Origin of the sequence: Arcobacter aquimarinus (assembly GCF_013177635.1) — a bacterium.
GTDB lineage: Bacteria > Campylobacterota > Campylobacteria > Campylobacterales > Arcobacteraceae > Aliarcobacter > Aliarcobacter aquimarinus.
This window is the reverse complement of the sequence record NZ_CP030944.1, coordinates 1,447,143-1,473,740: the sequence shown is the minus strand read 5'-3', so window position 1 is coordinate 1,473,740 and position 26,598 is coordinate 1,447,143. Positions and strand designations below refer to the sequence as shown.

The following is a 26,598-nucleotide window of genomic DNA, read 5'->3' as shown; positions in this document are numbered from 1 at the left end:
TTCTAACTAAAACAAGTTATAAATAAAGTTAAGCAAATTCAACTTTATTTCTACCATTGTTTTTTGCTTTATAAAGTGCATTATCTGCAAGTTTTAATAGCTCTTCTTGATTAAGGTTTTCATTAAAAGTTGAAACCCCTATACTAACTGTTATTTTCTCTTTTGTCTCAAAATTTGTTTTTTCAATAATTTGTTTTAAATTATTAGCAAGAGTTAGTGCTCCTTCTAAATTACTATTAGGAACTAAAATTAAAAATTCTTCTCCTCCCCATCTAGCATTAATATCTGTATCTCTAGTGTTTTGTTGCATCAAAGTTGATATTTTTTTAATTACTAAATCACCTTTATCATGACCGTAGTTATCATTTATTTTTTTGAAAAAGTCAACATCCACCAAAAGTATGGAAAAAGGAGTTTCATATCTTTTATATTTTGAAATCTCTTCTTCTATTCTTTGATTCATAAATCTTCTATTATATAATCCACTTAACGTATCTATTTGAGATAGACTTTTTAAAAGTCTATTTTGTCTTATACCATTTAATCCTAAAATAATAATTATCATGGATAATAATCCCATAATAGTAATAATATTTTTTTGATTAGAAATAACATTCTCTTTAAGTAATAAATTTTTCTTTTGTTCTTGAATTTGTAAATTTAGAAATTCTAAATCTTTTTTTGTTTCTTCAAATTCTTGTTGTTTCTCTTTTTGCAAATTAATTAATGATTCTACTATTTTTTCTTTTTCATTTACATCTAAAACAGCATTTGAAAGTTTTTCTTTTTGAAATTCTATATTTTTATAAATCTCTTCTAATTGAATTTTTTGTTCTTCCAGTAATTTTGTTTGTTTTTGTAAAAGTTCTTCTTGTGTAGATAATTTTTGTTCATAATTTTTAATATTTTTAGTTTGAGTGTTAATTATTGACTTTTGTTCATTTATAGCTTTTACTTTATTTATTAATTCTAAATTTTTATTTTCAATTTTTTGATTTAATGAGTTAATAGTCTCTTTTTGTTCTTTTAGTGCATCTTGAGAACTTTTATAAAGTTTTGCCACATCAATTTCCGTTCCACCTAAAAGTATAAGGTTTGATGAAATTTCTAAAGAACGATTTAGTATATTTGCCTTATTTATCTCAAAAGTAACTTTTGTTTCTTCTTTTAGTAAATTTATCATAACTTGTTTTTTGTCTTTAAAATTGTCACTAATAAATAGAGTATTTTCTTTTTCATATTTAAAAAATAGTTTTTCATAAATTTCTAAAAAATTTTCATCTATATAGATTGCATGAATATTTTTATACTCTTCTTTTTCATCATAAATTAAAACTTCTAAATTTTTATTTTTTAATTGTTTTCTTGCAGCTAACATTAAAAACATATTTTCTAAAGTTTTATTTTTTGAAACTACTAATAATCGATATTTGTCTATTTTTGTTTCATTTTGCCAAGTAATGTTTTTCATGAAATTATAAGTATAAACAACTTTTATTTGTTCTTCTTTCATATCTTTTGAATGAAGATTTGTAAAAAGTAAAAATATACTAATAATATAAATAAATAATTTCATAATTTTCCTAAAAATTAATTGTATAAGCTAAAAATACCATTTGGGTATTTTGTGGCGTAACATATTTTGATGAAGTGTTATATCTAACACCATAATAGTGTTTATCAAATAAATTATCAATTTTAAGTGATATTTTCTGCTTTTTATCTAAATTGTAACTACTGTAAATATCTGTTATAAAATAACCATCTACTCTTGATAGTTTTCCATCTGTGTAATGGGAAGCATTTACAGGTCCAAGCCATCGAATAGATGGTGAAATTGTAAAATCTTTATATCTAAACGTACTTCCTGCTTTAAATATATGGGATGTAAAAAAAGGTAATTCATAATCATAGTCATAATCTATTTTACCATTTACATAACTATAATTTAACCAATAATTTATATCATATCCCGAAAAATATGAGTGACCATTATATGAAATATCTCCACCATAAATATATGAGTTCGCAGCATTTTTTGCTCCTCTTGGATCAAGAATTGTAGTATTTGGAAGAAAATATGCTTGTTCAGGTATTTTTTCTTCGATTAAAACTAAATCTTTCACAGTTGTATAGTATGTTGAAAATGAAATTAAATGATTTTTATTTAATAAGTATTCAAAATTATATTCATAACTTTTACTTTTTTCTGGTTTTAAATCAGGATTTGGAACCCTAAAAGTATCTGTTTCATATTTATTCCCATCAGATAAGGAATTAGCTCTCAAAGGCGTTCCATAAATTTTATATTTATTATAATTTGAAGGAGCTAGAAAAGCTTGTGAATATATTAATTTTTGAGTTAATGAGTCTTTTGAATATATAAGTGCAATTCTTGGATTAAAAGTTGATTCATAAGAAGAATTTTTGTCATAACGAGTTGCAAGTGATAATTGAAAATTTTCATTTAACGTTATTTGATCTTGTAAATAAAAAGCAATATTATTCCATTTTTCTTCAAATATTGGAGCTTTTATTTCATTATTAGAACCACTAATAAAAACATTTGATAAAGATTGTGTTGGTAAGTCATAAGTCATGGGAATTGATTTAAACCATTCAATTGAACTTCCAAAAGTAAGATTATGATTTTTATAATTTTTATTTAGAGTCTCTTCAAATGAATATCTTTGAGATTTTGAGTATTTATAACCAGGTTTATAATCTGTATACCTATTTCTAAAATAGCTATTTTTTAGTAGTTCTGTTGATTCATAACTTAATGTAGTCGTTGATTCTATTTCTTTAAATAAAGTGCTTTTATATCTAATAAAAGTACTAAATAACTCACTATTTAAATTTGCATTTTTATCAAACATATTTGAAAGAGAATTTTTTCCATTCATTGCAGTTAAAGTTGACTCTGAAAAATATCTATAGTTAATTCCTGTATCAAAACCATCTTTTTCATATCTTAAACTCGCAGATTTTGTCTCTTGAGGTTTAAAATCATGACTTTCATTTCCTAAATAATCATTTGGATATTCTTTATCTAAATTATAATCTTGATCTGTATGAAAATGAGCTTTATAAGAGAATAAGCCTTCATTTAATTTCAAAGCTTGTGTTGCATAAAAGTATTTATAACCTCGTTCACCTGTCCAAACTCCAAGTTGACTATTTTGTTTTGTTGAGCTAATTAGATTTATAACACCACTCATAGCATCAGCTCCATATAAAACAGAGGCAGCTCCATAAAGTATTTCTACTCTTTCTATGCCAAAAAGAGGATATTGCATAGAAATACTCATTATTTCACCATCAGTTTGATTTATTTCTATCCCATCTTGAAGCACTTTAAAATAATTATTTCCCATCATACCACGAATACCAATTTGATTCATTATTCCACTATCAGCATGATTTAGTATTTGAATTGATGGCAGATCGTTTAATAATTCATTAAGACTTCTGTATCCTCTTTGTTCAATTTGTTCTTTTGTAACAACTATCATTTTTGCAGGAGTTGTATTTAGATTTTGTGAAATTTTTGAAGCAGAAATAACTTTTATATGTTGTAATTGTTCTAAATCTAAATCAAATACATCATCTAGTAAATCAAAGTTATATTCATTTGCTTTTATCAATGAAGTTAAAAGTGAGAAAATCAAAAATTTTTTATACATCAGTCTCCATAAAGAAAAAAACTATTAAATAATTAATTATTTTATCTAAATAATATTGAAAGTATCATTTAATAAAAATTAGATATAATTTATCTTATGAGAATAGATAAGTTTTTAAATGCCGTTAATATTACAAAACGAAGAGCCGTAGCTGAGGATATGCTTGAACATAAGGTTGTTTTTTTAAATGAGCAAGCTGTAAAAAAAGCAAAAGAGGTAAAGGTTGGAGATATAATAGAGATTAGATATCTTGAAAAAATAGAGAAATTTAAAATTTTACAAATACCAACAACAAAGTCAACACCTAAATCAAAAATAGATGAATATGTACAAAGGATAATCTAATATGTTTAACACAACAAAATTGAAATTTGATGATATTTTTGAAAATAGATTAACTCAAGAAGAGATAAGAGAATATTTGCTTGAACTTTATGAAAGAGGTGAGACAGCAGCAGAAATAGCTGGAGCTGCTAGTGCTATGAGAGATCATTTTATTCCTTTACCTATTCATGAAGATTTAAGAAAAAAAGCTATTGATATTGTAGGAACTGGTGGAGATAAAAGTTATAGTTTTAATATTTCTAGTACAGTTTCTATTTTACTTGCAGCTTGTGGTTGTTATGTAGCAAAACATGGAAATAGAAGTGTTACAAGTAAATCTGGAAGTGCAGATATGCTTGAAGCTATGGGAATAAATTTAAATTTGAGTTTAGAAGCAACTGCAAAAATGCTTGAAGAGACAGGTTTTGGTTTCATGTTTGCAGCAAATCATCATCCTGCTATGAAATTTATAACTCCTGTTAGAAAAACAATTCCACATAGAACTATTATGAATATTTTAGGACCTTTATGTAATCCAGCTGGTGTTACAAAACAGGTTATTGGAGTATTTGATAAGAACTATATAAATAGAATCGCAACTGCTCTTGATTTACTTGATAGTAAAAGGGCAATGATATTGGCTTCAAATGATGGAATGGATGAAATTTCTGTTTCGGATGTTACTTATGCAACTTTATTAACAAATGGAAAAATAGAAGATATTGAAATTAACCCTGAAGATTATGGAATTCCAATGGCATCAAAGGAAGATATTATAGGTGAAGGGCCAGAATTTAATGCAAAATTAACAAGAGATATTTTGTCTAAAAAAATTGTTGGTGCTAAACTTGATATTGTACTAATAAATGCTGCTGCTGCTTTAATTGTTGATGAAAAAGCAAGAGATTTTAAAGATGGTATAGATATTGCAAAAGCTGCAATTATAAGTGGTGCAGCTCAAGCAAAATTAGAACAGATTATAAAAGTATCACAACAATTAAGTTAGGTTTTAATTTGAAAAAAGAGTTTGAACTTGAACTTGATAATTTGACTATTTTAATTGACGAGTTGAAAAAAATTATTGAAAAAGAAAATAGTGTAGTAATTTTAAGAGGTGATTTAGCAAGTGGAAAAACTACACTTGTTAAAAATTATGTAAAATCTTTAGGCTTAAATGACTTAGTTACTTCTCCTACTTTTTCATTACAAGCAATTTATTCAAATCATATTTTTCACTATGATGTTTATAATAAAACATTAAATGAATTTATATCTCTTGGGATGCTTGAAGAGTTTGAAAAAAATGGTGTTCATTTTGTAGAGTGGGGTGATGAAAAACTAGAAATACTACTTAATGATTACGGATATCGAGTAATTTTGATTGAAATAGAAAAAAAAGATAATAAAAGGCTATATAAAATAAATGCATAAATTACATATAAAAGATATAACAAAAACTATAAAAAAAACACAGATATTACATGGGATTTCACTTGAAGTAAAATCAGGAGAAATTGTTGGATTATTAGGACCTAATGGAGCTGGAAAAACAACAACATTTTATACAGTTTGTGGATTAGTTAAACCAACAAGTGGAAATGTATATTTTGATGATAAAGATATAACATCGTTACCTTTACATAAAAGAGCAATAAAAGGAATAGGATATTTACCTCAAGAATCTTCAATATTTAAAGATTTATCAGTTGAAGATAATTTAATGCTAGCTGCTGAAGTTATAACAAAAGATAAAGAGGAGCAACATAAAAGAGTAGAAGAGTTACTTGAACTTTTTAATATTGAACCTATTCGTCAAAGGAAAGGGATTTCTCTTTCAGGAGGAGAGAGAAGAAGAACAGAAATTGCAAGAGCCTTAGTATCTCAACCAAAATTTTTACTTTTGGATGAACCTTTTGCAGGTGTTGATCCAATAGCAGTTAAAGATATTCAAGAAATAATTCATCAATTAACTAAAATAAATATTGGAGTTTTAATTACAGACCATAATGTAAGAGAAACTTTACAAATATGTGATAGAGCTTATGTTATGAAAGCAGGAGCTTTACTTTCAAGTGGAACAAGTGAAGAGATAAAAAATGATTCAAAAGTTAGAGAACATTATTTAGGAGAAGATTTTAATTTTTAATATTTATAGTATAGCAGTTTATTTTTCTGCTATTACTATATTCTTACCACTATTTTTAGCTTTATAAAGAAGTTTATCACATCTTGATACAAATAAATTTTCATCATCTATTTCATCATTCATCTGTGTTACACCAAAACTAGCAGTTATATTCAGTTGTTTTTGAGTAATTACTTCATTTTTTATATTTAGTCTTAATTTTTCAGCAACAGCTTGAGCACCAAATAAATCTGTTTGCGGAAGAAGAATTAAAAATTCTTCTCCTCCCCATCTTACTGAAATATCAGTTTCTCTAATAGTATTTGAAAGTAATTTTGATATTTCTTTTAAAACTTCATCACCTATTTGATGTCCAAATGTATCGTTTACATATTTGAAATCATCAATATCAAACAATATCATTGAAAGATTGTTTTTATATCTTTTAGCTCTTTTTAATTCTTTTGTATAAATTTCATCAAATTTATTTCTATTAAATAATCCAGTTAATTTATCATGACTTGCTTGATATTCTAATAAGTTAGATTTCTCTTTTAATTTTGTTATATCAGTTAGAGAGAAGACATAATAATTATCTTTGTTTTCATAATAATCAACATTTATAGCAAAAATCTTTTCTTCACCTAAAGAATTCTTTATTTTGACAATTCTATCTATTTCGTGTAAATCTTTAATATATTTAACCCAACAATCATGTTTCTTTATTTGTTCTTTGGTTATAAAACCAAATTCTTCTTCAAAAAAATCAAAAATATTTTTTTTATTTGAAATAAAATTATCAAAATCAGTTATATTAAAAAAATTTAAAAACTTTTTATTAACATTAGTAATTTCTTCTTTATTTGTAACAATTATTATATTGTCTTGAGCATCTAAAATAGACTTTATTTTACTTATTTCTTGCTCTATTTTACTTTCTAAAGAAAGATTTAATTCAACTAATCTTTTTTTTAATAAAATAGGTTCCATTGCTTTTATAATACTTTCAATCAACTGATATAAGTCAATAGGTTTCATGGCATAAGTATTCACACCAACATCAATAGCTTTTTTTAAAAAACTTATATCATTATGAGCACTTGTAATTACTAACGGAATTTCATTATTTATTTTTCTAATATTTTCACACATTTCTAAACCATTCATTTTAGGCATATTAATATCTGAAATTATTAAATCTATATTCTCTTTATTTTCTTCAAAAATTTCAAGACCTTCAAGACCATTTTGTGCTGTATAAACTTTTTTTAGTAAAGAACTCAATAATTTAGAAGTAAATTCTCTAACATCATTTTCATCTTCTACATATAAAACTGAAATATCTTTTAAAACTTCTTTATTCATTAGTTATCTTTTTTTTAAATTCATAAATATTAGGCTCTGGAATTGGTGCAGAAAAATAATATCCTTGCGAATACGTAGCTCCTAATTCTTTTATTATATTAAATATTTCCTCATTTTCTACATATTCAGCAATAGTTTTTAGATTTAAATTTTTAGCAAATTCAATAATAGTTTTTGCAATTTTATATGAATTTTCATTTTTTGCAATATTTTTTATTAAAGATGAATCTATTTTTAAATAGTCTACATTCATTTTTAATAAATGCTCAAAATTAGAATATCCACTTCCAAAGTCATCAATTGCAACTTTACATCCTAAATTTTTGATTTCATCTATAAATGAAGTTAAAAGATTATAATTTTTAATATTTTCATCTTCTAAAATTTCAAATACAACTCGATTTTTTACATCGTATTTTTTTAACATTTCTTTTATAAAATCCAAAAAGCCGACATTTTCTATATCTTCATAGGAAATATTAACAGAAAATTCAAAAGGTAAATTTTCAAATTTTTTAAATGACTTTTCTATTACAATTTTTGTAAGCTTTGTGTATTGATTAGATTTTTTTGAAATATCTAAAAAGAAAAATGGTGCTACAACTTTTCCATCTTCATCAATTAACCTTACTAAACACTCATATTTATCAACATTCAAAGTTTCATTATTTACTAAAGGTTGAAAATATACTTCAATATTATCATTTATAAAGGCAGATTTTAGTTTTTTTGTCCAGAACATATTATTTTCATATTCTTGAAATTTATCTAATTCATCATAAAAAATCAAATAATCTTTATGGTCTTTTTTTGCAGTTTGTAATGCAATATCAGCTGTAATTAATTTATTGTTTTTATCTGAAAAAGATATTCCAGCAGTCATTCTAATATCAATTTCATAGTGTTCAAAAGTAAAAACTTTTTTATAAATAGATTCTATTATTTTTTTAATCAACTCAATAAAATCATCTTTTGATTCAATAGTACTAACTATACAATAGTTATCAGATGGAAATTTATATAGTTTTAAATAATCACAATTTCTAATACTATTCGAAAGTAATTTTGCAACATCTATTAATATTGAATCACCAACTTTATGACCAAAAAAATCATTTACTTCTTTAAAAGAGTTTATATTTAATAACGCTACAGCTTTTAAATTAATAGTATTATTTTGTAAATCTTCTATTAGTTTTGCACGATTGGGAAATTTTGTTAGATTATCTGTATAAAGAAGTTTATATAATTCATGTTTATGTTCCACTTCATGACTTATATCATTTAAAACTATGATACTTGTATCATTATGAGAAAGATAAATTTTTTGAATTGAAAAAAATCTCTTTTTATTTTGCGCATCTTTTAAACAAACTTTTAAATTTTTATCTTTTGAATTATTTAATAATTCATTATTTAAGTTTGTAATACATCCTTCTTCTTTTTCAAATATATTTCTGTGATTTTTATATTTTTCATTTAATTCTTCCGTTGAATAACAGTTTGTTAGTTCATAAAAATGATCATTTGCAAAAATTATTTGTTCAGCATCTATAGAAAAAATTGGATAATTAATATTATTAATAATTGAGTTAGAAAATTCTTCTTCTTTTTTGAGTTGTAAGTGATTTCTTATATTATCAGTGTAAAGTTTAATTTTATAAATTAGTTTATCAAAATCTAAAGGATTATATAAAATATCATATTTCTTAGAATTAGGAATATTTTTTAAATCTGAATTATCGTTTATAATAAAAATAGTATAAGGTTCTGTTTTTAAATATTTTTCAATAATATTAAAATATTCCATAGAGTCTATATGAACAATTAAAATATCTACAAATTCTATTTGTTCTATTAAATCTTGAAAATGGAAAAACAAAGAAACATTTACATTTTTTATTTTATCTTTAGAATATTCTTTAAAATCATTAAATTTTACAAGATTATCTATGATGTAAACATCATAATGCATAACTCCACCTTCTTTTAAATTAAAATTAGTTTTACATAAAACTGCTTTAAAAAAACTTTATTTTAAAGAAAATGGATTTTTAACACATAAATTTGTTATTTTCCAAATATTTTTATAGCATTATTTAAATCTTCTTGAGTATCAATTCCAAAAGATTTAGAGTTAACTTTTACCATAGCAATCTTAAATCCATTGTCTATTGCTCTTAATTGTTCTAGTTTTTCTATGTTTTCAAGTTTAGAAGGAGTTAACTTACAAAAATTATTTAATGACTTTTTAGTGAAACCATAAATGCCTAAATGACCATTATAGTTTGATGTTTCATAGTGGTCTCTATGATATGGAATTTTAGCTCTTGAAAAATATATTGCGTTTGAGTGTTCATCTAAAATTACTTTTACATGATTTGCATCATCAGCTAATTCTGAACTTATTTCTTTGAAACAAGATGTAATCATAATATCTTCATCATTTTCTTTTATTTTTTTTACTCTATTTATTACAGATTCTACAACATCTGGTTCTATAAAAGGTTCATCTGCTTGAACATTTACAATAATTTCATCATCACTTAGATTTAAAATATTAACAGCTTCATTTATCCTATCTGTTCCGCTTTGATGTGATGAAGAAGTCATTACAGCATCAAATCCATACTCTTTAGCTAAATCTACAACTTCTTGAGAATCTGTTGCAATTACTACTTTATCTAAATTACTAACTTGACGAGCTGTTCTAATTACCATTGGCAATCCTAAAATATCAACCATTATTTTATTTGCAAATCTACTAGAATTTAATCTTGCAGGTATAATTATCATTTACATTCCTTTTGTTATAAAACCTTGTTTTTAGTGACATTATTATAATATAAAAACTTTAAACAAGTAAACAAAAGAGATTTATATGAAAAAAACAATTACAGTAATAGATACATTTGGCTTTTTATTTAGAAGTTATTTTGCACTTCCACCATTACGTTCAAGAGAAGGTTTCCCAACAGGACTTTTAACAGGTTTTATTAATTTTATATCAAATATTGGAAAAGATTTTCAAACAGATTATATTGTTTTTGCACTTGATGCAAAAGGAAATACTTTTAGAAATGAGCTTTATGATGAATATAAAGCACATAGACCTGATGTTCCAGAAGATTTACTAAAACAACTTCCAATTGCAATTTCTTGGATTGAACAAATGGGATTTAAAACTGCAATTAGAACAGGATTTGAAGCAGATGATATAGTTGCTTCAATTGCTCATGATGCAAAACAAAAAGATTTAGAAGTAAGAATTGTTTCTCACGATAAAGATTTATATCAATTAATAGATGATGATAAAGTTTATTTATTTGACCCAACAAAAAAAGTAATTATTAATGAAGATAAATGTTTTGAAAAGTATGGAGTTCATCCTTCTCAATTTACTGATTATCAATCATTATTAGGGGATAGTGCTGATAATATTCCAGGAGTAAAAGGAATTGGAGCAAAAACAGCAGAAGCTTTAATCAAAGAGTTTGGAACTTTAGAAAATATTTATGAAAATATTGAAAATATTACTAAAAAAAGAACTAAAGAGTTACTTCTTGAAGGTAAAGAGATGGCATTTATCTCTAAAAAACTTGTAACTTTATCAACAGATTGTCATGTGATTGATAATCTTGATGAGTTTGTCTTACCTGTTGAAAATCCAATTTTAAGAATTAGTGATATTTTAATCAAATATGATATGCACAAAATTTTAGAAAAAGTAAATAAAAATGGAATGTCTTATAAAACAGAAATCCCAAAAGAGGTAAAAAAAGAGGATAAAATCGAGTATATTTTACTTGATAATGAACATAATTTATCTTTAGTTATAAATACAATTCCAAGGGATTCTATAATCTCTTTTGATACTGAAACTACAGATATCGATGTGACAAAAGCTAAAATTGTAGGCTTTTCTTTTGCTTTTGAAGAAAACAAAGCATATTATGTTCCAATTGCACATTCATATTTAGGTGTAGGAAATCAAATCTCAAAAGAGGCAGCTTATCAAGCTATTGTTCAATTAAATAGATATAAATTAGTTTTACAAAATTTTAAATATGATTATCAAGTAATTAAACATAATTTTGACATTGAACTTAAACTTTATGCAGATACTATGATTTTATCATGGCTTTTAAATACAAATGAAAAAGTAGGGCTTGATTATCAGATTGATAAACATTTTAGACATAAAATGATTAGTTTTTCTGATGTTGTAAAAAAAGGTGAAAATTTTTCAAATGTAGAAATTTCAAAAGCATGTGAATATGCTGCAGAAGATGCATTAATGACTTTAAAATTATTTAATAGACAGCTAGAAATTTTTAAAGAAAAAAATGAAGAAGAGATTTTAAAATTAGCATTTGATGTTGAATTTGATTTTATTTATGTTCTTGCTGAAATGGAAAATAATGGAATAAAAATTGATGTTGAACTTCTAAAAGAGTATAAAGAAAAAAGTAATAAATATATTAGTGAATTAACTTCTAAAATACATGAAATAAGTGGTGTTGAATTTAATATAAACTCGACTAAACAATTAGGTGTAGTTTTATTTGAAACTTTAGGTTTACCAACATCTAAAAAAACAAAAACTGGATATAGTACAGATGAAGCAGTTTTAAGCAGTTTAGTAAATGAACATCCTGTAATTCCTTTACTTTTAAAATATAGAGAAGCTTATAAATTACAATCAACTTATATTGAACCTTTATTAGAACTTGGTTTAAAAAATAAAGATAATAGAATACATACTTCATTTTTACATACAGGAACTGCAACAGGAAGATTAAGTTCAAAAAATCCAAATTTACAAAATATTCCAGTTGGAAGTGATTCTTTATTACAAATTAGACAAGCATTTATTCCTGAAAATGGCTATAAATTAGTGGGAGTAGATTATTCTCAAATTGAATTAAGACTTTTAGCTCATTTTAGTCAAGATGATGCTTTAGTTGAAGCATTCAAAAATGATTTAGATATCCACTATCAAACAGCTGTAAAAATTTTTGGAGCAGAATTAGCAAAAGAGAAAAGGAATATTGCAAAATCTATAAACTTTGGATTATTATATGGAATGGGAAGTAAAAAACTTGGTGATACTTTAGGAATTCCATCTAAAGAAGCTAAACTTTATATCGACTCATATTTTGAAGCTTTTAAAAGTGTAAAGGATTATTTAAAATCTATTGAAGATTTTGCTTATACAAATGGTTATGTAAAAACATTATTAAATAGAAAAAGATTGTTTGATTTTGATTCTGCAAATGCAATGATGAAAGCTGCATATTTAAGGGAAGCTGTAAATACATTATTTCAAGGAAGTGCTGCTGATTTGATTAAGCTTTCTATGGTAAAAATATATGAAAAATATAAAAATAACAATAATATGAGATTGCTTTTACAAATTCATGACGAATTAATTTTTGAAATAAAAGAGGAAGTTCTAGAAGATGTATCTAACGATTTAAAGGCAATTATGGAAAAAATATATAGTTTAAATGTTCCATTGAAAGTTTCAGTTGCTATTGGTGATTCTTGGCAAGAACTTAAATAAAGATAAAATTTGTCTAAATTATAATTTTTTCTTTGACAAATAAAGAAATTTTTGTTATTATTATACCTTAAACCAATTATTAAAGAGTAATATTATGTTAAAAACAGTAAGAAATATAAGAAAGTTATACAATGCTAAGCTACTTTTTATAAGTAATGATGCATCTGTTAAACAAGCTATTGAAAGTGAATTTGATGATTATTTTAAAGAGTTGAAAATGGTTTCAACTATTGAAGATGCTTTATCTTTGGCTTGTTCAAATAATTATGATATGTGTATTATTGATGCAGACAATGAGAGTATTTCATTTTCTGAATTGTGTTCTCAATTATTTCAAGTAGCACCAACTTTACCAAAAATAGTTATATCTAGTTCTGATGATAATGAAAATATAGTTACAGCAATTAATTCAGGTGCTTATACTTTTTTATCTAAGCCTTTAAGAGCGAAAGATGTAAAATTAGCTGTTATTATGTGTTTAAATCAGACAAAAAGAGGTGATAAAATAGAGTTTGAAAATGGTATATATTTTGATGAATATAGAGACCAGTTTTTTAAATCTGGTGGTATATTAATTGATTTTACTAGATTAGAAAAATCATTTTTAAAACTATTAATTACAAGAAGAAATGAAATTACTGATTACGATACAATAAAAGATGTAGTATGGAAAGGCAAAGATATGTCTATTTATACTATGAGAAATATTGTGAATAAGATTAGACAAAAAACTTATTACGAAATTATAAAAAATCATTCTAATAAGGGTTATACAATCGATATTAGTAAAAATAGTTAGTGATATTGTTTGCAAAATCCAATTAATAAAGTTATAATATGGAAGAAATGATTGTTCCTAAGCAAGAATTAATCAAAATGTTTGAAGAACATAAGATAGAAGATACAAATAAGGGCTGGATTATGGATGGTAAGGTGATTGAAATAATTGCTTTACATGAAGTAGAACCTAAGTTTCTTCAAGATATAACTAATGCTAAGTTTTACAAACTAATAATTAAAGGTAATAAGTAATGTCCCATTGCCCATTTTGCAAAAAAAAGATTGCTATGAGTAAAGCTTTTTGTTCAAGAAGCTGTAAAGAGAATTATTTTCAACTAATAGCTATACAAGTTCCAAAACCTTTTTTAAAGAGGATTTTTGTTTTTTGTACACCAGAACAAAGAGAAATAGAAATAGAAAATTTTGCAAGTAGGCATGGTTGGAGAATTGATTTATTAAAAAATAAGATTGTAGAACTAGCTATCGAATCTGGATATACTAAAGAGATAAAACTAAATAGTTAATTAACTATTTAGTTTTTTTTTGCTCATATAAATAACTATACAAATTCCTAAAATAATTAAAGATTGTAATATTCCCATTGTAAGCCAATTGCTATATAAAAAACCTAATTGATAATCAGGTTCTCTAAAGAATTCTGCTATGATCCTAGCTATAGAATATAAAATCCCATACATTAATGCTAATTGACCATCGAATGTTTTTCTTTTTCTGAGATAAACAAGTATTGCAAAAACAATTAATCCTTCAAGTATTGCTTCATAAATTTGAGAAGGATGTCTTAGAATACCATCAACATATATTGCCCAAGGAACATCTGTTGTCCGACCAATTAATTCTTGGTTGAAAAAGTTTCCAATTCTTCCAAATACATAAGCTGCACTAACTCCAAGTACAGCAATGTCTGTTACAAACCAAAAAGATATTTTATTTTTTCTACAAAATAAATAAGATGCGATTATAAATCCAAAAAATGCACCATGATAACTCATACCTGAAATACCTACATAAACACCATTTATATAAGGATTGAATATTTGCCATGGATGAGTTAAATAATAAATAGGATTTGTATCATAAAAAATTATGTAACCAATTCTTGCTCCTAAAATTACACCAATTTCTGCCCACCAAATATACGAATCAAACAAATCATTTGATATTGGAAGCTTGTCTTTTTTTATAAACCATTTAGCTATAAATATTGCACTTAATAAAGCAAGAGCATACATAATTCCATACCAATGAACAGCAATATCCCCTAAGTTAAATGCAACTGGATTAAAATGAGAATAGATATTTTGCCAAAATTCCATATTTTAATCTTCCAATGCTTCAGCAATTAATTCAATAGGATTTTTAAATTGCACGTCAACATTTGCTAAATGTAAAGAATTTGTTATTTGCATTCTACATGCACTACATTCGGCACTTACAATTTGAGCTTTAGTATCTCTTATCATTGCTGCTTTTGGAGCACCTGCTGCTTTAGCAAAATCATATTTTTCAGTTTGCATAGTAACTCCACCAAATCCACAACATCTATTTGAATCGCTCATTTCAGTTAAAACATAATTTTGTTTTAAAAGATTTCTTGGTTCTTGCCAAACACCTTGCATTTTTTTAGCGTGACATGGGTCATGATAAGTAACAAGTTGGTCAAATTTTTTACCTGTATTTGCTAGCATATTTCTTAAATCTGTATTATTTTCAAGCCATTTTGTTGCTAAGAAAATTTTAGAAGAAATTTTAGTGGCTCTTTCTTTCCATTCAGGTTGATCGTGTAAATAGTGTTCCCAATCTTTATTTATCATAGCACTACATGTTGCTTCTGGAATAATCACAGCATCAACTTCATCTATCCATGATTCAAAATATTCAATATTGTGTTTTACTAAATAATCAACTGTATCAAATGCTCCTGTAAAATACGCAGGTGCACCACAGCACAATTGTTTTTTAGGAATCATAATATCTAATTCTAGTTTTTTCAGAATTTTTACTAATGAATCACCCGTATTTGTATAAGTATAGTTACTCATACAACCAATAAAAATTGCAACTTTGTTTTTTTTGTCAACTTCTTCTTTCTTATTTAAAGCTTTTATATTTGCTGGATATTTATTTAAAAAACTCGTACTATCTGCAAATGGTAATGCTCTATCTTTTTTTACAATAGGAAGTGAAAATCTAGGCAATGCTGATTGCTTCGCTTTATCTATTTTTAAAGCACAAGTTTGAAACATCCAACCCATTTTTGATAATAAATCCATAGTTTTTCTATGTCTTAATAAATAAAAAAACAATCTTTTATACCAAGCTATTCCATATTTTTGAGCAATATCTGAACGAACTTGTTCTATTATCATATCAGTTGGTAAATCATTAGGACAAACTTCTACGCAGTTTGTACATAAAAAACATGATTCAAATATATCTTTTGCAGTTTTATCTAATTCTAATTCATCTCTTTTATAAGCTCCCAATAAATCTATAAATCCTCTAGGACTTGTAGCTTCATCTTGATTTATATTAAAGATTGTACAAACAGGTTTACATTTTCCACATTTTACACAGTCATCACTAATAGCTGTGTAATCAAATTTTTTTATAGCCACTTTATAACCTTTAAAATTTTTAATATTTATAATAAAAATTTAATATACAAAAATTATAGTTAAAAGTTGGTAAATAGCCATTTTATAAAGCTTTACGGCAATTGAGATTTGGCTTTTATTTTTTCTTCTAGATTAAGATTTGTTCTATTTATCCCATAATTTATTAAATCTAAATATTCAATATTAATAGTTTTCATTTTTGCTTCATTATATAAGTTGTTTGCAATTTCTAATTTTCCTGATGCTTCATAAATTAAAGCAAGATTATATATAACTTCAAAACTATTTTGGTTTAACTCTTTATCCAAAATTTCAAGTTGAGTTTTTGCAATATCTAAATTTGTATTATTAATTAATTCAACAATATTTTCAAATCTTTTTCTTTGCTCTTTTGTATAAGAAAGATTATTTTCATCAAGTTCTTCTATAATATTTATATTAAAATAGACATAATGAGGAGAAATATCATCAATTATATCGTTTGATATTTCATTTGCTATTTGTGAATTTACCCTATATTTTTCTGAAGATAAAACCATATTAAAAGGATAAGGTCTATCAAAACATACATTGTCTAAACTAGATTTATCATAGGTTTTTGAAAAAATTATTTTATTTGTTATTGGTTGTATTAGCTGTACATTTGTAGTTACGTTGTATTCTCTATTTTCACAAGGGATATATCTAATAGAATACTCTATACAATCTTTTCTTTTATGTTTTTCATCATATCTGTAGTATCTACATCTTGAATAATCAATTTCTTCTTTATAATATGTTTGAAAACTAACAGAAGAGTTTAAAACTTCTCCAGTAATTATGGCATCAACTCCAAAAATATCATTTTTTAAGGTAAAAACTCTTTTGTTATCGACAATTTTATTTACTATTTTATTTTCTAAACTAAGTGTTTGATTTACATCATCATTTCTAAATCTTTCAATTTTAACTACATTTATTTTTTCTTTTTCAATTTTTGAAGGATGAAGTGTTCTAACTGTTAGTTTTTTAGAACTACATCCAGTAAAAAAATAAGATAAAACAATTATTAAAGAAATAGAAAATAATTTTTTCATAGATAACCTTTTTTTTATTGTTAAGATTATAACTTATTTATATAAATAATGTGCAATAGAGATTAAATAAGAAAAATTTAATAGTAAAATGGAATAATAATAGAATTTATTAAGATTTATAATTAAGGATGATTTATGGGATTTTTTACAGCTGATTTATGTGATAACTTTAGTGAAAAAACTGAAGTTTTAGGACCTGATTTTAAGTTTTATGGCGGTAATAAAAAATTTAAAGGAGAAATAATAACTGTTAAATTAGATAAAAACAATAAAGATTTAGCTGCTTTATTAAAAAACAATAATGGAGTTGGAAAAGTTGTTGTAGTTGATGTAAACATGAGATATTTTGCAGTTGTAGGTGATAATTTAATGAAATTTGCTAATGATAATAAATATGAAGGAATTATTGTAAATGGTTATGTACGAGATACGATTACTACTAAAGAATTTGATATTGGATTAGTTGCAAAAGGAACTTGTCCTAGAAAATATATTCCTGTACAAGATGGACAAATTGGTGTTCCTTTAGTTATTGATGAAGTTGAAGTGAATTCAGGTGATTATATTTATGTTGATGTAGATGGAATAGTTATTTGTAAAGAGAAGTTGGTGTAATTATGTATTTATTTGGTTTTGGCTCTTTAATAAATCTATCTTCAGCTCAAAAATCTTTTAAAAGGGTATTAACTCAAAATGATTTAATAAGTGTAAAAATAAAAGGTTATGAAAGAGTTTGGAATGCTATTGAATCAATAAAGTTTGAAGATGGTATTGTAAATGGAGTTTTTTTAAATATACAAAAAAATGAAAATTCTATTTTATATGGAGTTGTAATAAAAATTACAGAAGAAGAGCTAGAAGTTTTAAAACTTAGAGAAAAAAACTACAGTTGTATAATTATAAAAAAAGAGTCTATATTAACAAAAAATATAGATGATGATTTAATAGCTTTTATGACTACAAAAGAAGATAAATTAGCAAAAAAAGATGACAAAAATTCTTTTATTCCTTTAAAATATACCCAAATAGTAAAAGATGCTTTAGAAAATTATGATGAAGAGTTTAAAGAAAATTTTGAACAAATTTTTGAGAATTATCCATTTGTTTTAAAAGCAGGAGATTATAGTTTTACAGATCCTACACAAAATAAAGCAGCAAGAGAAGGAACAAAAAATTACAATGATTCAAAATAGTTGTTATATACATTTGTCAAAATTATGTGATTCAAAAAGAAAAACTATTGATGAAACCTGTGTAATAAAAAAAAATAGTGAACTTTTTATTACCTATTGTGAAGGTGATACTTTAGATAAATTTGAATCAGATATAAATTTAATATCAGGGAATTCTTCTTTTTTCTATTTTTTGAAAAAGAAGTTTTTTTCTATGTTTATATCAATTCTTTCTGTTTTAGTTATATTAATAGCATTTTTATCTGTTTCTATTTATGAAGATTTTTTTAAGAAAATAGTTTTTGAAACACCTTTTTCTTGGGAAATTAATGATTTTATTTCTTTGTTTTTTGTACTTGTTTTTTTCTTTGGTCTTTTGATGATGCCATCTATTTTAGAAGCAGAGGGAAATGAATTTAAAAAATTAATATCTTCTTGGTTTAATAAAGATATTAGAAAATTAAGAAAATTAGAGTTAGCTTTATCAAATTTTGATAAGAAAACAATAATACATCTTTATAATTTTGATTTAGAAAATTCAGAACACTGGCTTTGGAAAATTTTTACAAGTAGAATTTTAAATAAATTCTCAAATGTAAATTTTTACATAAGAAATGACAAACTTCAGAATGTAACAAAAAGATTAAATAAGTTTGATATTTTAAATATTGAAACAATAAAACCAGAAATTATTTCTAAAAAATGTGATGTTGAAATGTTATTGTCTTCAAAAGAACAAAAATTTTATTTTTTATTGCAATTATGTTCTACAATTTTATTAAAACAAAGAGATAAGAAAAATTTTATCTCTTTAGAACTTTTTGAATATTGTGGAAAGAATTTTATAAAAGAAGAAAATGATTCGAAAAATCAATTGATTTTTGGTTTTCAAAACTTTATAAATCGAAGTTTTGATGATTTCAAGTTTTTAGCTCAAGAAAAATCTTTACAAATATTTTTTACTTCAAATGTTACATATAAAGATTTAAGTGATGAAGAAAGAAGAATTGCTTATTATTTAAGAAATCATATAGAAGAATGCATCTCTATTTTTGAAAATCCTATATCTCTTTTGATTTTATATTATTATGTAAAAGATATAGTTTTAGATAAAAAAAGAACTATAAAGATTTTAGAAAAATTTATCAGTTCAACTAAAAATACTCAGCAGTATGAATTGATAAACTATTATTGGTTTGAAATAGCTGGATATATGTTTGATTTTAATGATGTGAATACTTTTGAGAGTTCAAATAATTCATATTATAGAAAACTATCAATAGAAGCTTTAAATAATTTAGCTTTTTTATTTGAAAGAAATGGTCATTTTGAACAAGCAATTTTGTTAAATCAATATTTATATGAAATAAATCCAAATAAGTATGCTTTAAATATTTGTTCTTTATATGAAAGAATGGGACAGTTTGAAAAAGCTTATGAAACATTACCTAAAAAGTTAAATTTAGGAAAAAATGAAAAACCTTCAGATATTGAAATAAGATATTATCAAAGAAAAGCAGCTTGGATTATAATTAGTCAAAGAAATGAAGCTTTAAAACAAGAAGCAATAGAATCTTTAGATAAATTAGAAAAACTTTTATTTTCACATAATGATGAAAATGAACCTTTATGGTTGTGGCATTTTTATAATATTAAAGCAAATCTTAATGAATGGGATGAAAATTATGATGAAGCAATAAATTTTTATAAAAGATGCCTAGCAATACCAGCTTTAGGAGCTTTTGAATATGGAGCTACTTTTGTAAATATGGCTATTTCTTATAGATTTAAATATATTTTACAAAAAATTAAAGAAGAAAAAATTATAAATAAATCAATAAAACTTGGTCGTTTAGGTATGATTTTAAAAGAATCAGTTGGAGATAGAGATGAAATGCCTATTGTTTTACACAATTTTGCTTTAAATATCTTATATAAAATTTCAAATGATATGGATGTTACTCTTTGTAATGAAGTTTTAAAAGCTACAAATGAAGCTTTAGAAATATTAGAAAGAACTAAATCTATAAAAAGATTGGGTATGGTTTTAATTGAAAATTATATAGTTAAATGTTTATTAAAAATAGATATTAAAGATGTAGTTATAAAATTGGAAAGTCATATTGAATTTTTGGGGCAAAGTGAGTTAAATCAACTATTAAATATATACAAAGAGTTTGAAAAAAACAATAAAATAAAAAAATTAGAATTTTTAGATAAATTAATTTGAATAAGAGTATAAAAGGAGAAAAATGAATTATATAAAAAATAGTGTAAATTTAAATACAGGTTCAATAGAAGAAAAAAGAGAAGAGATAAAAAAACAGTTTTTACAAACTTATGAGCTAGATGAAAAACTATTTGATTTATTAAAAGAGAAAGATTTTATTTATGAACAACCAAATAGATTAAGACATCCTTTGATTTTTTATTATGGGCATACAGCCACATTTTTTATAAATAAATTGATTTTAGCAAATATAATAAAACAAAGAGTTAATCCTGAATTTGAATCAATATTTGCCATTGGTGTTGATGAAATGAGTTGGGATGATTTAAATTCTGGAAATTATAAATGGCCAAAATTTGAAGAGATAAAAGATTATAGACAAAAAGTTAAAAACATAATTTTAAAGTTGATTGATAATATAGAGTTTACTATTCCTATAAATTGGGATTCTTCTATGTGGATAATTTTGATGGGAATTGAACATGAAAATATTCATATAGAAACGAGTTCTGTTTTACTTAGAGAACTTGATATTAAATATTTAAAAAAAGATGAAATTTTTACGTATTCAAATGAATCTTCAAATGATTATCCAATAAATGAATTAATAGATGTAAAAGGTGGAGCTGTTATTTTACAAAAGGATAGAAAAAATCCTATTTTTTATGGTTGGGATAATGAATTTTCATATCATGCGTCAAAAATAGATGATTTTAAAGCTTCTAAATATCTTGTTTCAAATGGAGAATTTTTAGAGTTTGTAAAAGAAGATGGTTATAACAAACCTGAATTTTTTTCAAAAGAGGGAAGAGAATGGTTAGGTTATACAAATGCAAAACATCCAACTTTTTGGATAAAAGAGGATGAAAACTATTTTTTAAGAGAGATAAATAGAGTAGTTTCTCTTCCACTTAATTATCCTGTAGATGTAAATTTATATGAAGCAGAAGCATTTTGTAAATATAAAAGTCAGAAACTAGGAATTGAAGTTAGACTTCCAAGTGAAGATGAGTATTATAGACTTTATGATTTTGTAGATGCAGGAAACAAAGAGGCAAATATTGGTTTAATTCAGTTTAATCAATCGCCTGTAAATAAGTATAAATTTGATGAGTTTTATGATGTTGTTGGAAATGTTTGGCAATGGACTTTAACACCTATTTATCCTTTTGACGATTTTGTTCCTCATCCTATTTATGATGATTTTACAACTCCAACTTATGATGATAGACACGCACTTATAAAAGGTGGCTCGTTTATTAGTTTAGGAAATGAGACTTTAAAAGAGTCAAGATATGCCTTTAGAAAACACTTTTTTCAACATGCAGGTTTTAGATATGTAAACTCTTCAAATGAGTATAGAACAAAATTAAATGATAATGTTTATGAAACTGATGAACTTATTTCTCAATATTGTGAGTTTCATTATGGAAATGAAAATTTTGGAGTTAAGAATTTTTGTGTAAATTCTGTTGAGTTATTAAATCCATATATAAAAAATATAAAAACTTCAAAAGCCTTAGATTTAGGTTGTTCTGTTGGAAGAGCATCTTTTGAATTAGCTAAAACTTTCGATGAAGTATTAGGAATAGATTTTAGTGCAAACTTTATAAACGTGGGAGTAAAATTAAAAAATTATGACTCATTAATTTATAAAATCAAAAAAGAGGGTGAATTATTTGAAGAAAAATCTGTTTCTTTAAAGGATTTAGGATTAGAACAAATTAAAAATAAAGTAAGCTTTATGCAAGGAGATGCTTGTAATTTAAAAGATATTTATAGTGGCTTTGATTTAGTTTTTTGTTCAAATCTAATAGATAGATTATACTATCCTCAAAAATTTTTAGATGATATTCCATCAAGAATAAATAAAGATGGTTTATTGGTTTTATTAAGCCCATATACTTGGCTAGAAGATTATACACCAAAAGAGAACTGGCTTGGTGGATATATAAAAGATAATAAAGAGATTAGCACTTTAGATAGTTTAAAAAATAATTTATCATCTCAATTTGAATTACTTGATATCATAGATGTACCTTTTGTTATAAAGGAAACAGCAAGAAAATATCAACATACTATTTCTCAAATGACTATTTGGAAGAAAAAAGATTAAATCTTAACAAAATTATTGTACAAAACTTTTAAGTTTTAGTACAATAATTTTTATGATTATTAAAACTAAATTACAAAATAAAAAAATCTTAACAATTACTATTTTAATTGTGAGGGTTATGTTGAAAAGTAAGTGCTAGTTTAAAGGGCATTTTTTTGGATTAGCTTCGATTTAGTGGGATTTGTGAGCCTTTTTTATGGGCAGTTGTAAAAATGTATGTGTATAGTTTTTTTGTACAATTTTCCCTATCTGGCTATTTTTATATAAATCTACTAGAAATTTTATACTACAAAACAAAGCTACAGAGCCGATATATTCGTAATAATCTAATATAAAAAAGTGTGGAAAATTTGAGCTGCTTTTTTGATGATTTTAAGAGGATGAAATGGTTGTAAAAGTAGAGTAATACAACCTGAGCAATACAACTAATACAACTTTAGCAATACAACCTAAATTGTAAAAGTTTTGCTTATAAAATGTTGGATAGGTTACATACATTTTATAAGCAAATAATTATAAGATTAGTTTTCTATATAGTCTAAAATAAAGGCTTTAATAGGTTTTTTAGTTGCCCCATCTTTGACAATTTTTATTTTTAGTTTAACTTGTTGTTGAGTTTCTGCTTTAGACATAAGCCTCATTCTTTTTTCTGCGGATATAGTTTCACTATTTGCTAGTGGAGAAATACCTACTATTTTAAACATTTTCCCTTCTCTTACAAAATTATAATATTCAAGTGTATAAATATTTTCAACTTCTTCTTCAATATCTTGGATATTTGGTGCAATATAGTCAAATCTTGATGTATCATTTTTTGTAAGTGAGGTGTTATTTGCTATTTTATATACTTCTCCATCTTTTAATATACCTAGAGTCTCTTTTTTAGGAGTATTTATTGCATCTTGGATATTTTTATTTTGAACTAAAGATTTATTTATTTCAAGAAGTCCATCGAAATATTGTTTTGTTGCCTCTCTTTCATTATTTCTGTCTTGATTTTCAATTTTTGCTATTTCTATTCTTTCATGAGATTGTACTTGGTTATCTAAGTGGGAAATATACGCTCCAACACTAATAGCACCAACAATAAGACCTGCAATAGTTATAAGTGTCCACATTTTATGTTTGCTATCCATATTTCTTATTGCCTCCTCGCTGAATAAATTACTAAAAATATCTAATGAACCAGATTGTAGTTTAAATTTCAATTCTTTTTCATTATCAGTAAATGTTATATCAAATTTACTTTCAATTTCATTTAAAAGTTTTGTAAAATTTTTTTGATGAATTAATATTATTTTTGCAACATCTGAAGTTATATAATTTACATCATAATTTTGAAATCTTCCACCATCTAATTTTATAATATGCTTTATAGGCTCTACATTTCCTAATTCAAAATCTTCATTATTTAAAATAGCTTCTTTTACTTTTTCTATATCTTCAATAGATGTGATATTTAATATTTGTGGCATTTTTCTCCTTGATTTTTAAATTTATTTTTGAATACTTAAAACTTTTAGACCTAATACTTGAAAAGGTAGTTGGTTTTCTTTTGGATTGAAAGTTTCAATTTCATATTTTGTATTGTCTGAGATGATTAGTATAGTTCCGTCCATTTTGAACTGGAGTCTTTTTATAAGTATTTGCCCACCAAGTTGGATAGCATAGATCCCATTTACTCCAAATGTTGTATTTTCATCTATTAGTACGTAGTCTCCATCTCTTAATGTTGGTTCCATGCTATCACCATCTACTTGGATACCTTTAACTTTATTTGTGTTTATAGGTGTTCTAAAGAAGCTTTTATCAAGAGAGATAGTATCAACAGTTTCTATTACATAATTGTATATCCCTTCACCAGCTCCAGCTCTAACATTTAATAATTCAATATGGTAATTATCATCATTTTTTTGAATTTCATTATTTTCAGAAACAAACATTTCTCCCTTACCTGTTTGTATCCAATTTAGATTTATCATTTCATTCTCACAAATGAAAGAAATTGTTTCATTTATAGCTTTTTTCTTTTTTAATTGACCTACCGATTGTTGAGTTATTTCATATTTTTCTGAAATTTTTTTATTGTTTTTATCGCCATAAATGAAATCTAAAGCCCGTTCAAAGCGTTCTCCTACAATTTCTTTATCCATATTCAATCCTTTAAATGAAATAAAATGTTTCAAAATGCTTGACAAATGAAACAATTTGTTTTATAATTCCCTCATAATTTCCCACACATAAGAGAGAAATTATATCACAAGGCGGATAAAAATATAAGTTTTTTATTATTTTTTCTTGTGAATATAATTTTTTTAATATGTTTGGTTATTTACTCCGACCGCTTAAATCTTTAGGAGTATAAAATAAGATAAGACATTGAGGGCGTACAGTAGCTGGAAGGAACTTTGGTATTGGAGTAAATTCATATTGAGGTGTAGGAGCTACACAAATGTATCAAAATAAATATTTATTCTTAAGTCCTTTTGTTTTGCGATTTTCAAGAGGGCTTAACTTTAGATATTAAGGAGAAAGAAATGTTAAGAGAGAAAGATAAATTGTTATGTTTACAAATTCAAGAAGAGATAGGTCGAGAAAAACATAGTCCAATATATAAATATATAAAAGAAGATGGACGACAAATACCTGTTTATATGACTGATAAAGAAGAGATTATTGCATTTTTAGAAAAATATGACAAACTTGAGAATAAAGAAATGGTGAAATATAGGTCTCAATCTTGAAACCTATATCCTAAACAATCTTCTCCTGGAGAAATTTTTCTTTTAGAAAGTTCTTCATCAAGTTCATTAGCGAACTTTTCCCATATTTTTGGGTCTGTTTTTTTTAGGATATTTAAAAGTGCTGAAATTTTTGCATCAGTTACTTTTTGTTCAAAGTCTAATCTATCTTCAAATTCTTTTCGAGAGATTGTATCCATTATTAAGTCCTTATATTGATGTTTTGAGTACTCAGCAAAATAGTATCAAATAAGGACTTAACCGTGAATATTCTCAAAAGAGAGTGCAAAGCACAAGATGAAAATTTTCATTTTTTGTGAGTATTTTATATTTTAATTTAGGAGTTTAGAAATGTTATTAGAGTGTGGTTTTTATGGAATAGATAGTGAAGTAAAACAGAGAAATGGACATAAGTATTTTGTTGCAAGACATAGGTTTGATCCTATAAAAGTGGAGCTTATATTTGTAAAAGTAAAAGAGCTTCAAGGTAAAAAAGAGCTATGTGAATTTATAGAAAATGAGAAATTGATTAAAGGTTAGTTTATGAAAAAGATACTTAAAGAGATGAGCTTGAGAGAGAGGTTTGATAGTAGAGGATTTTCTCCACAAGCTTATGCAAAAGCTTATAAAGTTGATAGAAAAACACTATATCAAGTATTCTCAGGAGAAGCAACTGGGAAAAAAGATAGTTCAAATAAAAGTGGTGATGTAAAAAAAATCATAGCTCAGCTAAAAAAAGACAAAGTATGGATAGGTCCACTTCCTTGGGAGGTGTAGA

The 26,598-nt window shown here is 24.9% G+C and carries 26 protein-coding genes; 15 read left to right on the top strand and 11 right to left on the bottom strand.

Annotated elements, in window-relative coordinates; translation table 11 throughout:
- Nucleotides 1-28: 28 nt before the first annotated feature.
- Both AAQM_RS07420 and AAQM_RS07415 read right to left on the bottom strand, forming a co-directional pair.
- Nucleotides 29-1,576, bottom strand: coding sequence for a YfiR/HmsC family protein (locus AAQM_RS07420; protein ID WP_129094953.1), 1,548 nt, complete (start codon nt 1,574-1,576; stop codon nt 29-31).
- 7 nt (nt 1,577-1,583) lie between these two features.
- Complete coding sequence (locus AAQM_RS07415) at nt 1,584-3,686, bottom strand: TonB-dependent receptor plug domain-containing protein (protein WP_129094954.1); 2,103 nt, start codon at nt 3,684-3,686, stop codon at nt 1,584-1,586.
- Between the two features lie 96 nt (nt 3,687-3,782).
- Here AAQM_RS07415 and AAQM_RS07410 point away from each other — a divergent pair, with 96 nt between their 5' ends.
- The 4 genes from AAQM_RS07410 to lptB are packed head-to-tail and all read left to right on the top strand — an operon-like array spanning nt 3,783 to nt 6,156.
- The gene (locus AAQM_RS07410; RefSeq protein WP_129094955.1) at nt 3,783-4,031 is read left to right on the top strand and encodes a S4 domain-containing protein; all 249 of its coding nucleotides are present in this window, start codon (nt 3,783-3,785) and stop codon (nt 4,029-4,031) included.
- A gap of 1 nt (nt 4,032) precedes the next feature.
- Nucleotides 4,033-5,016, top strand: coding sequence for an anthranilate phosphoribosyltransferase (gene trpD, locus AAQM_RS07405; RefSeq protein WP_129094956.1), 984 nt, complete (start codon nt 4,033-4,035; stop codon nt 5,014-5,016).
- Nucleotides 5,017-5,024: 8 nt separating this feature from the next.
- A complete protein-coding gene (gene tsaE, locus AAQM_RS07400; protein ID WP_129094957.1) occupies nt 5,025-5,441 on the top strand; it encodes a tRNA (adenosine(37)-N6)-threonylcarbamoyltransferase complex ATPase subunit type 1 TsaE in 417 nt (138 codons plus the stop codon).
- Nucleotides 5,434-6,156 (top strand): LPS export ABC transporter ATP-binding protein, encoded by a 723-nt coding sequence (lptB, locus tag AAQM_RS07395; RefSeq protein WP_129094958.1) that lies wholly within the window; start codon nt 5,434-5,436, stop codon nt 6,154-6,156. Before tsaE ends, lptB begins: the two co-directional genes overlap by 8 nt.
- Before the next feature lie 18 nt (nt 6,157-6,174).
- Here lptB and AAQM_RS07390 read toward each other — a convergent pair whose 3' ends face one another.
- From AAQM_RS07390 to kdsB, 3 genes are all read right to left on the bottom strand, one after another.
- Nucleotides 6,175-7,500, bottom strand: a complete 1,326-nt coding sequence (locus AAQM_RS07390; protein ID WP_129094959.1) for a GGDEF domain-containing response regulator — start codon at nt 7,498-7,500, stop codon at nt 6,175-6,177.
- On the bottom strand, nt 7,493-9,475 hold the full coding sequence (locus AAQM_RS07385) for an EAL domain-containing protein (RefSeq protein WP_129094960.1): 1,983 nt from the start codon (nt 9,473-9,475) through the stop codon (nt 7,493-7,495). The genes AAQM_RS07390 and AAQM_RS07385 overlap by 8 nt, the downstream gene beginning before the upstream one ends.
- Nucleotides 9,476-9,570: 95 nt before the next feature.
- On the bottom strand, nt 9,571-10,296 hold the full coding sequence (kdsB, locus tag AAQM_RS07380) for a 3-deoxy-manno-octulosonate cytidylyltransferase (RefSeq protein ID WP_129094961.1): 726 nt from the start codon (nt 10,294-10,296) through the stop codon (nt 9,571-9,573).
- An 85-nt stretch (nt 10,297-10,381) separates the two neighbouring features.
- Here kdsB and polA point away from each other — a divergent pair, with 85 nt between their 5' ends.
- The 4 genes from polA (at nt 10,382) to AAQM_RS07360 (ending at nt 14,370) form a co-directional block, all read left to right on the top strand.
- Nucleotides 10,382-13,066: a DNA polymerase I gene (gene polA / locus AAQM_RS07375; RefSeq protein ID WP_129094962.1), complete on the top strand. Its 2,685-nt coding sequence runs from the start codon at nt 10,382-10,384 to the stop codon at nt 13,064-13,066.
- A 94-nt stretch (nt 13,067-13,160) separates the two neighbouring features.
- The gene (locus AAQM_RS07370) at nt 13,161-13,865 is read left to right on the top strand and encodes a response regulator transcription factor (RefSeq protein WP_129094963.1); all 705 of its coding nucleotides are present in this window, start codon (nt 13,161-13,163) and stop codon (nt 13,863-13,865) included.
- 38 nt (nt 13,866-13,903) lie between these two features.
- Complete coding sequence (locus AAQM_RS07365) at nt 13,904-14,098, top strand: hypothetical protein (RefSeq protein ID WP_129094964.1); 195 nt, start codon at nt 13,904-13,906, stop codon at nt 14,096-14,098.
- Nucleotides 14,099-14,133: 35 nt separating this feature from the next.
- Nucleotides 14,134-14,370: a hypothetical protein gene (locus AAQM_RS07360; protein ID WP_235664909.1), complete on the top strand. Its 237-nt coding sequence runs from the start codon at nt 14,134-14,136 to the stop codon at nt 14,368-14,370.
- Here AAQM_RS07360 and lgt read toward each other — a convergent pair whose 3' ends face one another.
- The 3 genes from lgt to AAQM_RS07345 all read right to left on the bottom strand — a co-directional run bounded on the left by lgt (nt 14,371) and on the right by AAQM_RS07345 (nt 17,561).
- Nucleotides 14,371-15,183, bottom strand: a complete 813-nt coding sequence (lgt, locus tag AAQM_RS07355) for a prolipoprotein diacylglyceryl transferase (RefSeq protein ID WP_129094966.1) — start codon at nt 15,181-15,183, stop codon at nt 14,371-14,373. It abuts the gene before it with no gap.
- A gap of 3 nt (nt 15,184-15,186) precedes the next feature.
- Nucleotides 15,187-16,485, bottom strand: coding sequence for a (Fe-S)-binding protein (locus tag AAQM_RS07350; RefSeq protein ID WP_129094967.1), 1,299 nt, complete (start codon nt 16,483-16,485; stop codon nt 15,187-15,189).
- Nucleotides 16,486-16,577: 92 nt separating this feature from the next.
- Nucleotides 16,578-17,561: a hypothetical protein gene (locus tag AAQM_RS07345; RefSeq protein ID WP_129094968.1), complete on the bottom strand. Its 984-nt coding sequence runs from the start codon at nt 17,559-17,561 to the stop codon at nt 16,578-16,580.
- A gap of 135 nt (nt 17,562-17,696) precedes the next feature.
- Here AAQM_RS07345 and rraA point away from each other — a divergent pair, with 135 nt between their 5' ends.
- Genes rraA through ovoA form a run of 4 tightly spaced genes read left to right on the top strand, consistent with a single transcriptional unit; the run spans nt 17,697 to nt 23,079 of the window.
- Nucleotides 17,697-18,176, top strand: coding sequence for a ribonuclease E activity regulator RraA (gene rraA / locus AAQM_RS07340; RefSeq protein ID WP_129094969.1), 480 nt, complete (start codon nt 17,697-17,699; stop codon nt 18,174-18,176).
- Nucleotides 18,177-18,178: 2 nt separating this feature from the next.
- Nucleotides 18,179-18,754, top strand: coding sequence for a gamma-glutamylcyclotransferase (locus tag AAQM_RS07335; protein WP_129094970.1), 576 nt, complete (start codon nt 18,179-18,181; stop codon nt 18,752-18,754).
- Nucleotides 18,741-20,963, top strand: a complete 2,223-nt coding sequence (locus AAQM_RS07330; protein WP_129094971.1) for a tetratricopeptide repeat protein — start codon at nt 18,741-18,743, stop codon at nt 20,961-20,963. The genes AAQM_RS07335 and AAQM_RS07330 overlap by 14 nt, the downstream gene beginning before the upstream one ends.
- Nucleotides 20,964-20,985: 22 nt before the next feature.
- A complete protein-coding gene (gene ovoA, locus AAQM_RS07325; protein ID WP_129094972.1) occupies nt 20,986-23,079 on the top strand; it encodes a 5-histidylcysteine sulfoxide synthase in 2,094 nt (697 codons plus the stop codon).
- 521 nt (nt 23,080-23,600) lie between these two features.
- Here the strand turns inward: ovoA and AAQM_RS07320 are convergent.
- Together AAQM_RS07320 and AAQM_RS07315 are read right to left on the bottom strand one after the other, a co-directional pair.
- On the bottom strand, nt 23,601-24,554 hold the full coding sequence (locus AAQM_RS07320) for a hypothetical protein (protein ID WP_129094973.1): 954 nt from the start codon (nt 24,552-24,554) through the stop codon (nt 23,601-23,603).
- 21 nt (nt 24,555-24,575) lie between these two features.
- A complete protein-coding gene (locus AAQM_RS07315) occupies nt 24,576-25,232 on the bottom strand; it encodes a S24 family peptidase (protein WP_129094974.1) in 657 nt (218 codons plus the stop codon).
- Between the two features lie 384 nt (nt 25,233-25,616).
- Between AAQM_RS07315 and AAQM_RS07310 the strand changes: the two genes are divergently transcribed.
- Nucleotides 25,617-25,823, top strand: a complete 207-nt coding sequence (locus AAQM_RS07310; protein WP_129094975.1) for a hypothetical protein — start codon at nt 25,617-25,619, stop codon at nt 25,821-25,823.
- On the opposite strand, the gene AAQM_RS07305 is transcribed toward AAQM_RS07310, so the two are convergent.
- Nucleotides 25,814-26,020, bottom strand: coding sequence for a hypothetical protein (locus AAQM_RS07305; RefSeq protein WP_129094976.1), 207 nt, complete (start codon nt 26,018-26,020; stop codon nt 25,814-25,816). The genes AAQM_RS07310 and AAQM_RS07305 overlap by 10 nt on opposite strands.
- A gap of 151 nt (nt 26,021-26,171) precedes the next feature.
- Between AAQM_RS07305 and AAQM_RS07300 the strand changes: the two genes are divergently transcribed.
- Nucleotides 26,172-26,360 (top strand): hypothetical protein, encoded by a 189-nt coding sequence (locus AAQM_RS07300; RefSeq protein ID WP_129094977.1) that lies wholly within the window; start codon nt 26,172-26,174, stop codon nt 26,358-26,360.
- Between the two features lie 3 nt (nt 26,361-26,363).
- On the top strand, nt 26,364-26,597 hold the full coding sequence (locus AAQM_RS07295) for a hypothetical protein (protein WP_129094978.1): 234 nt from the start codon (nt 26,364-26,366) through the stop codon (nt 26,595-26,597).
- The last annotated feature ends 1 nt before the right edge of the window (nt 26,598 follow it).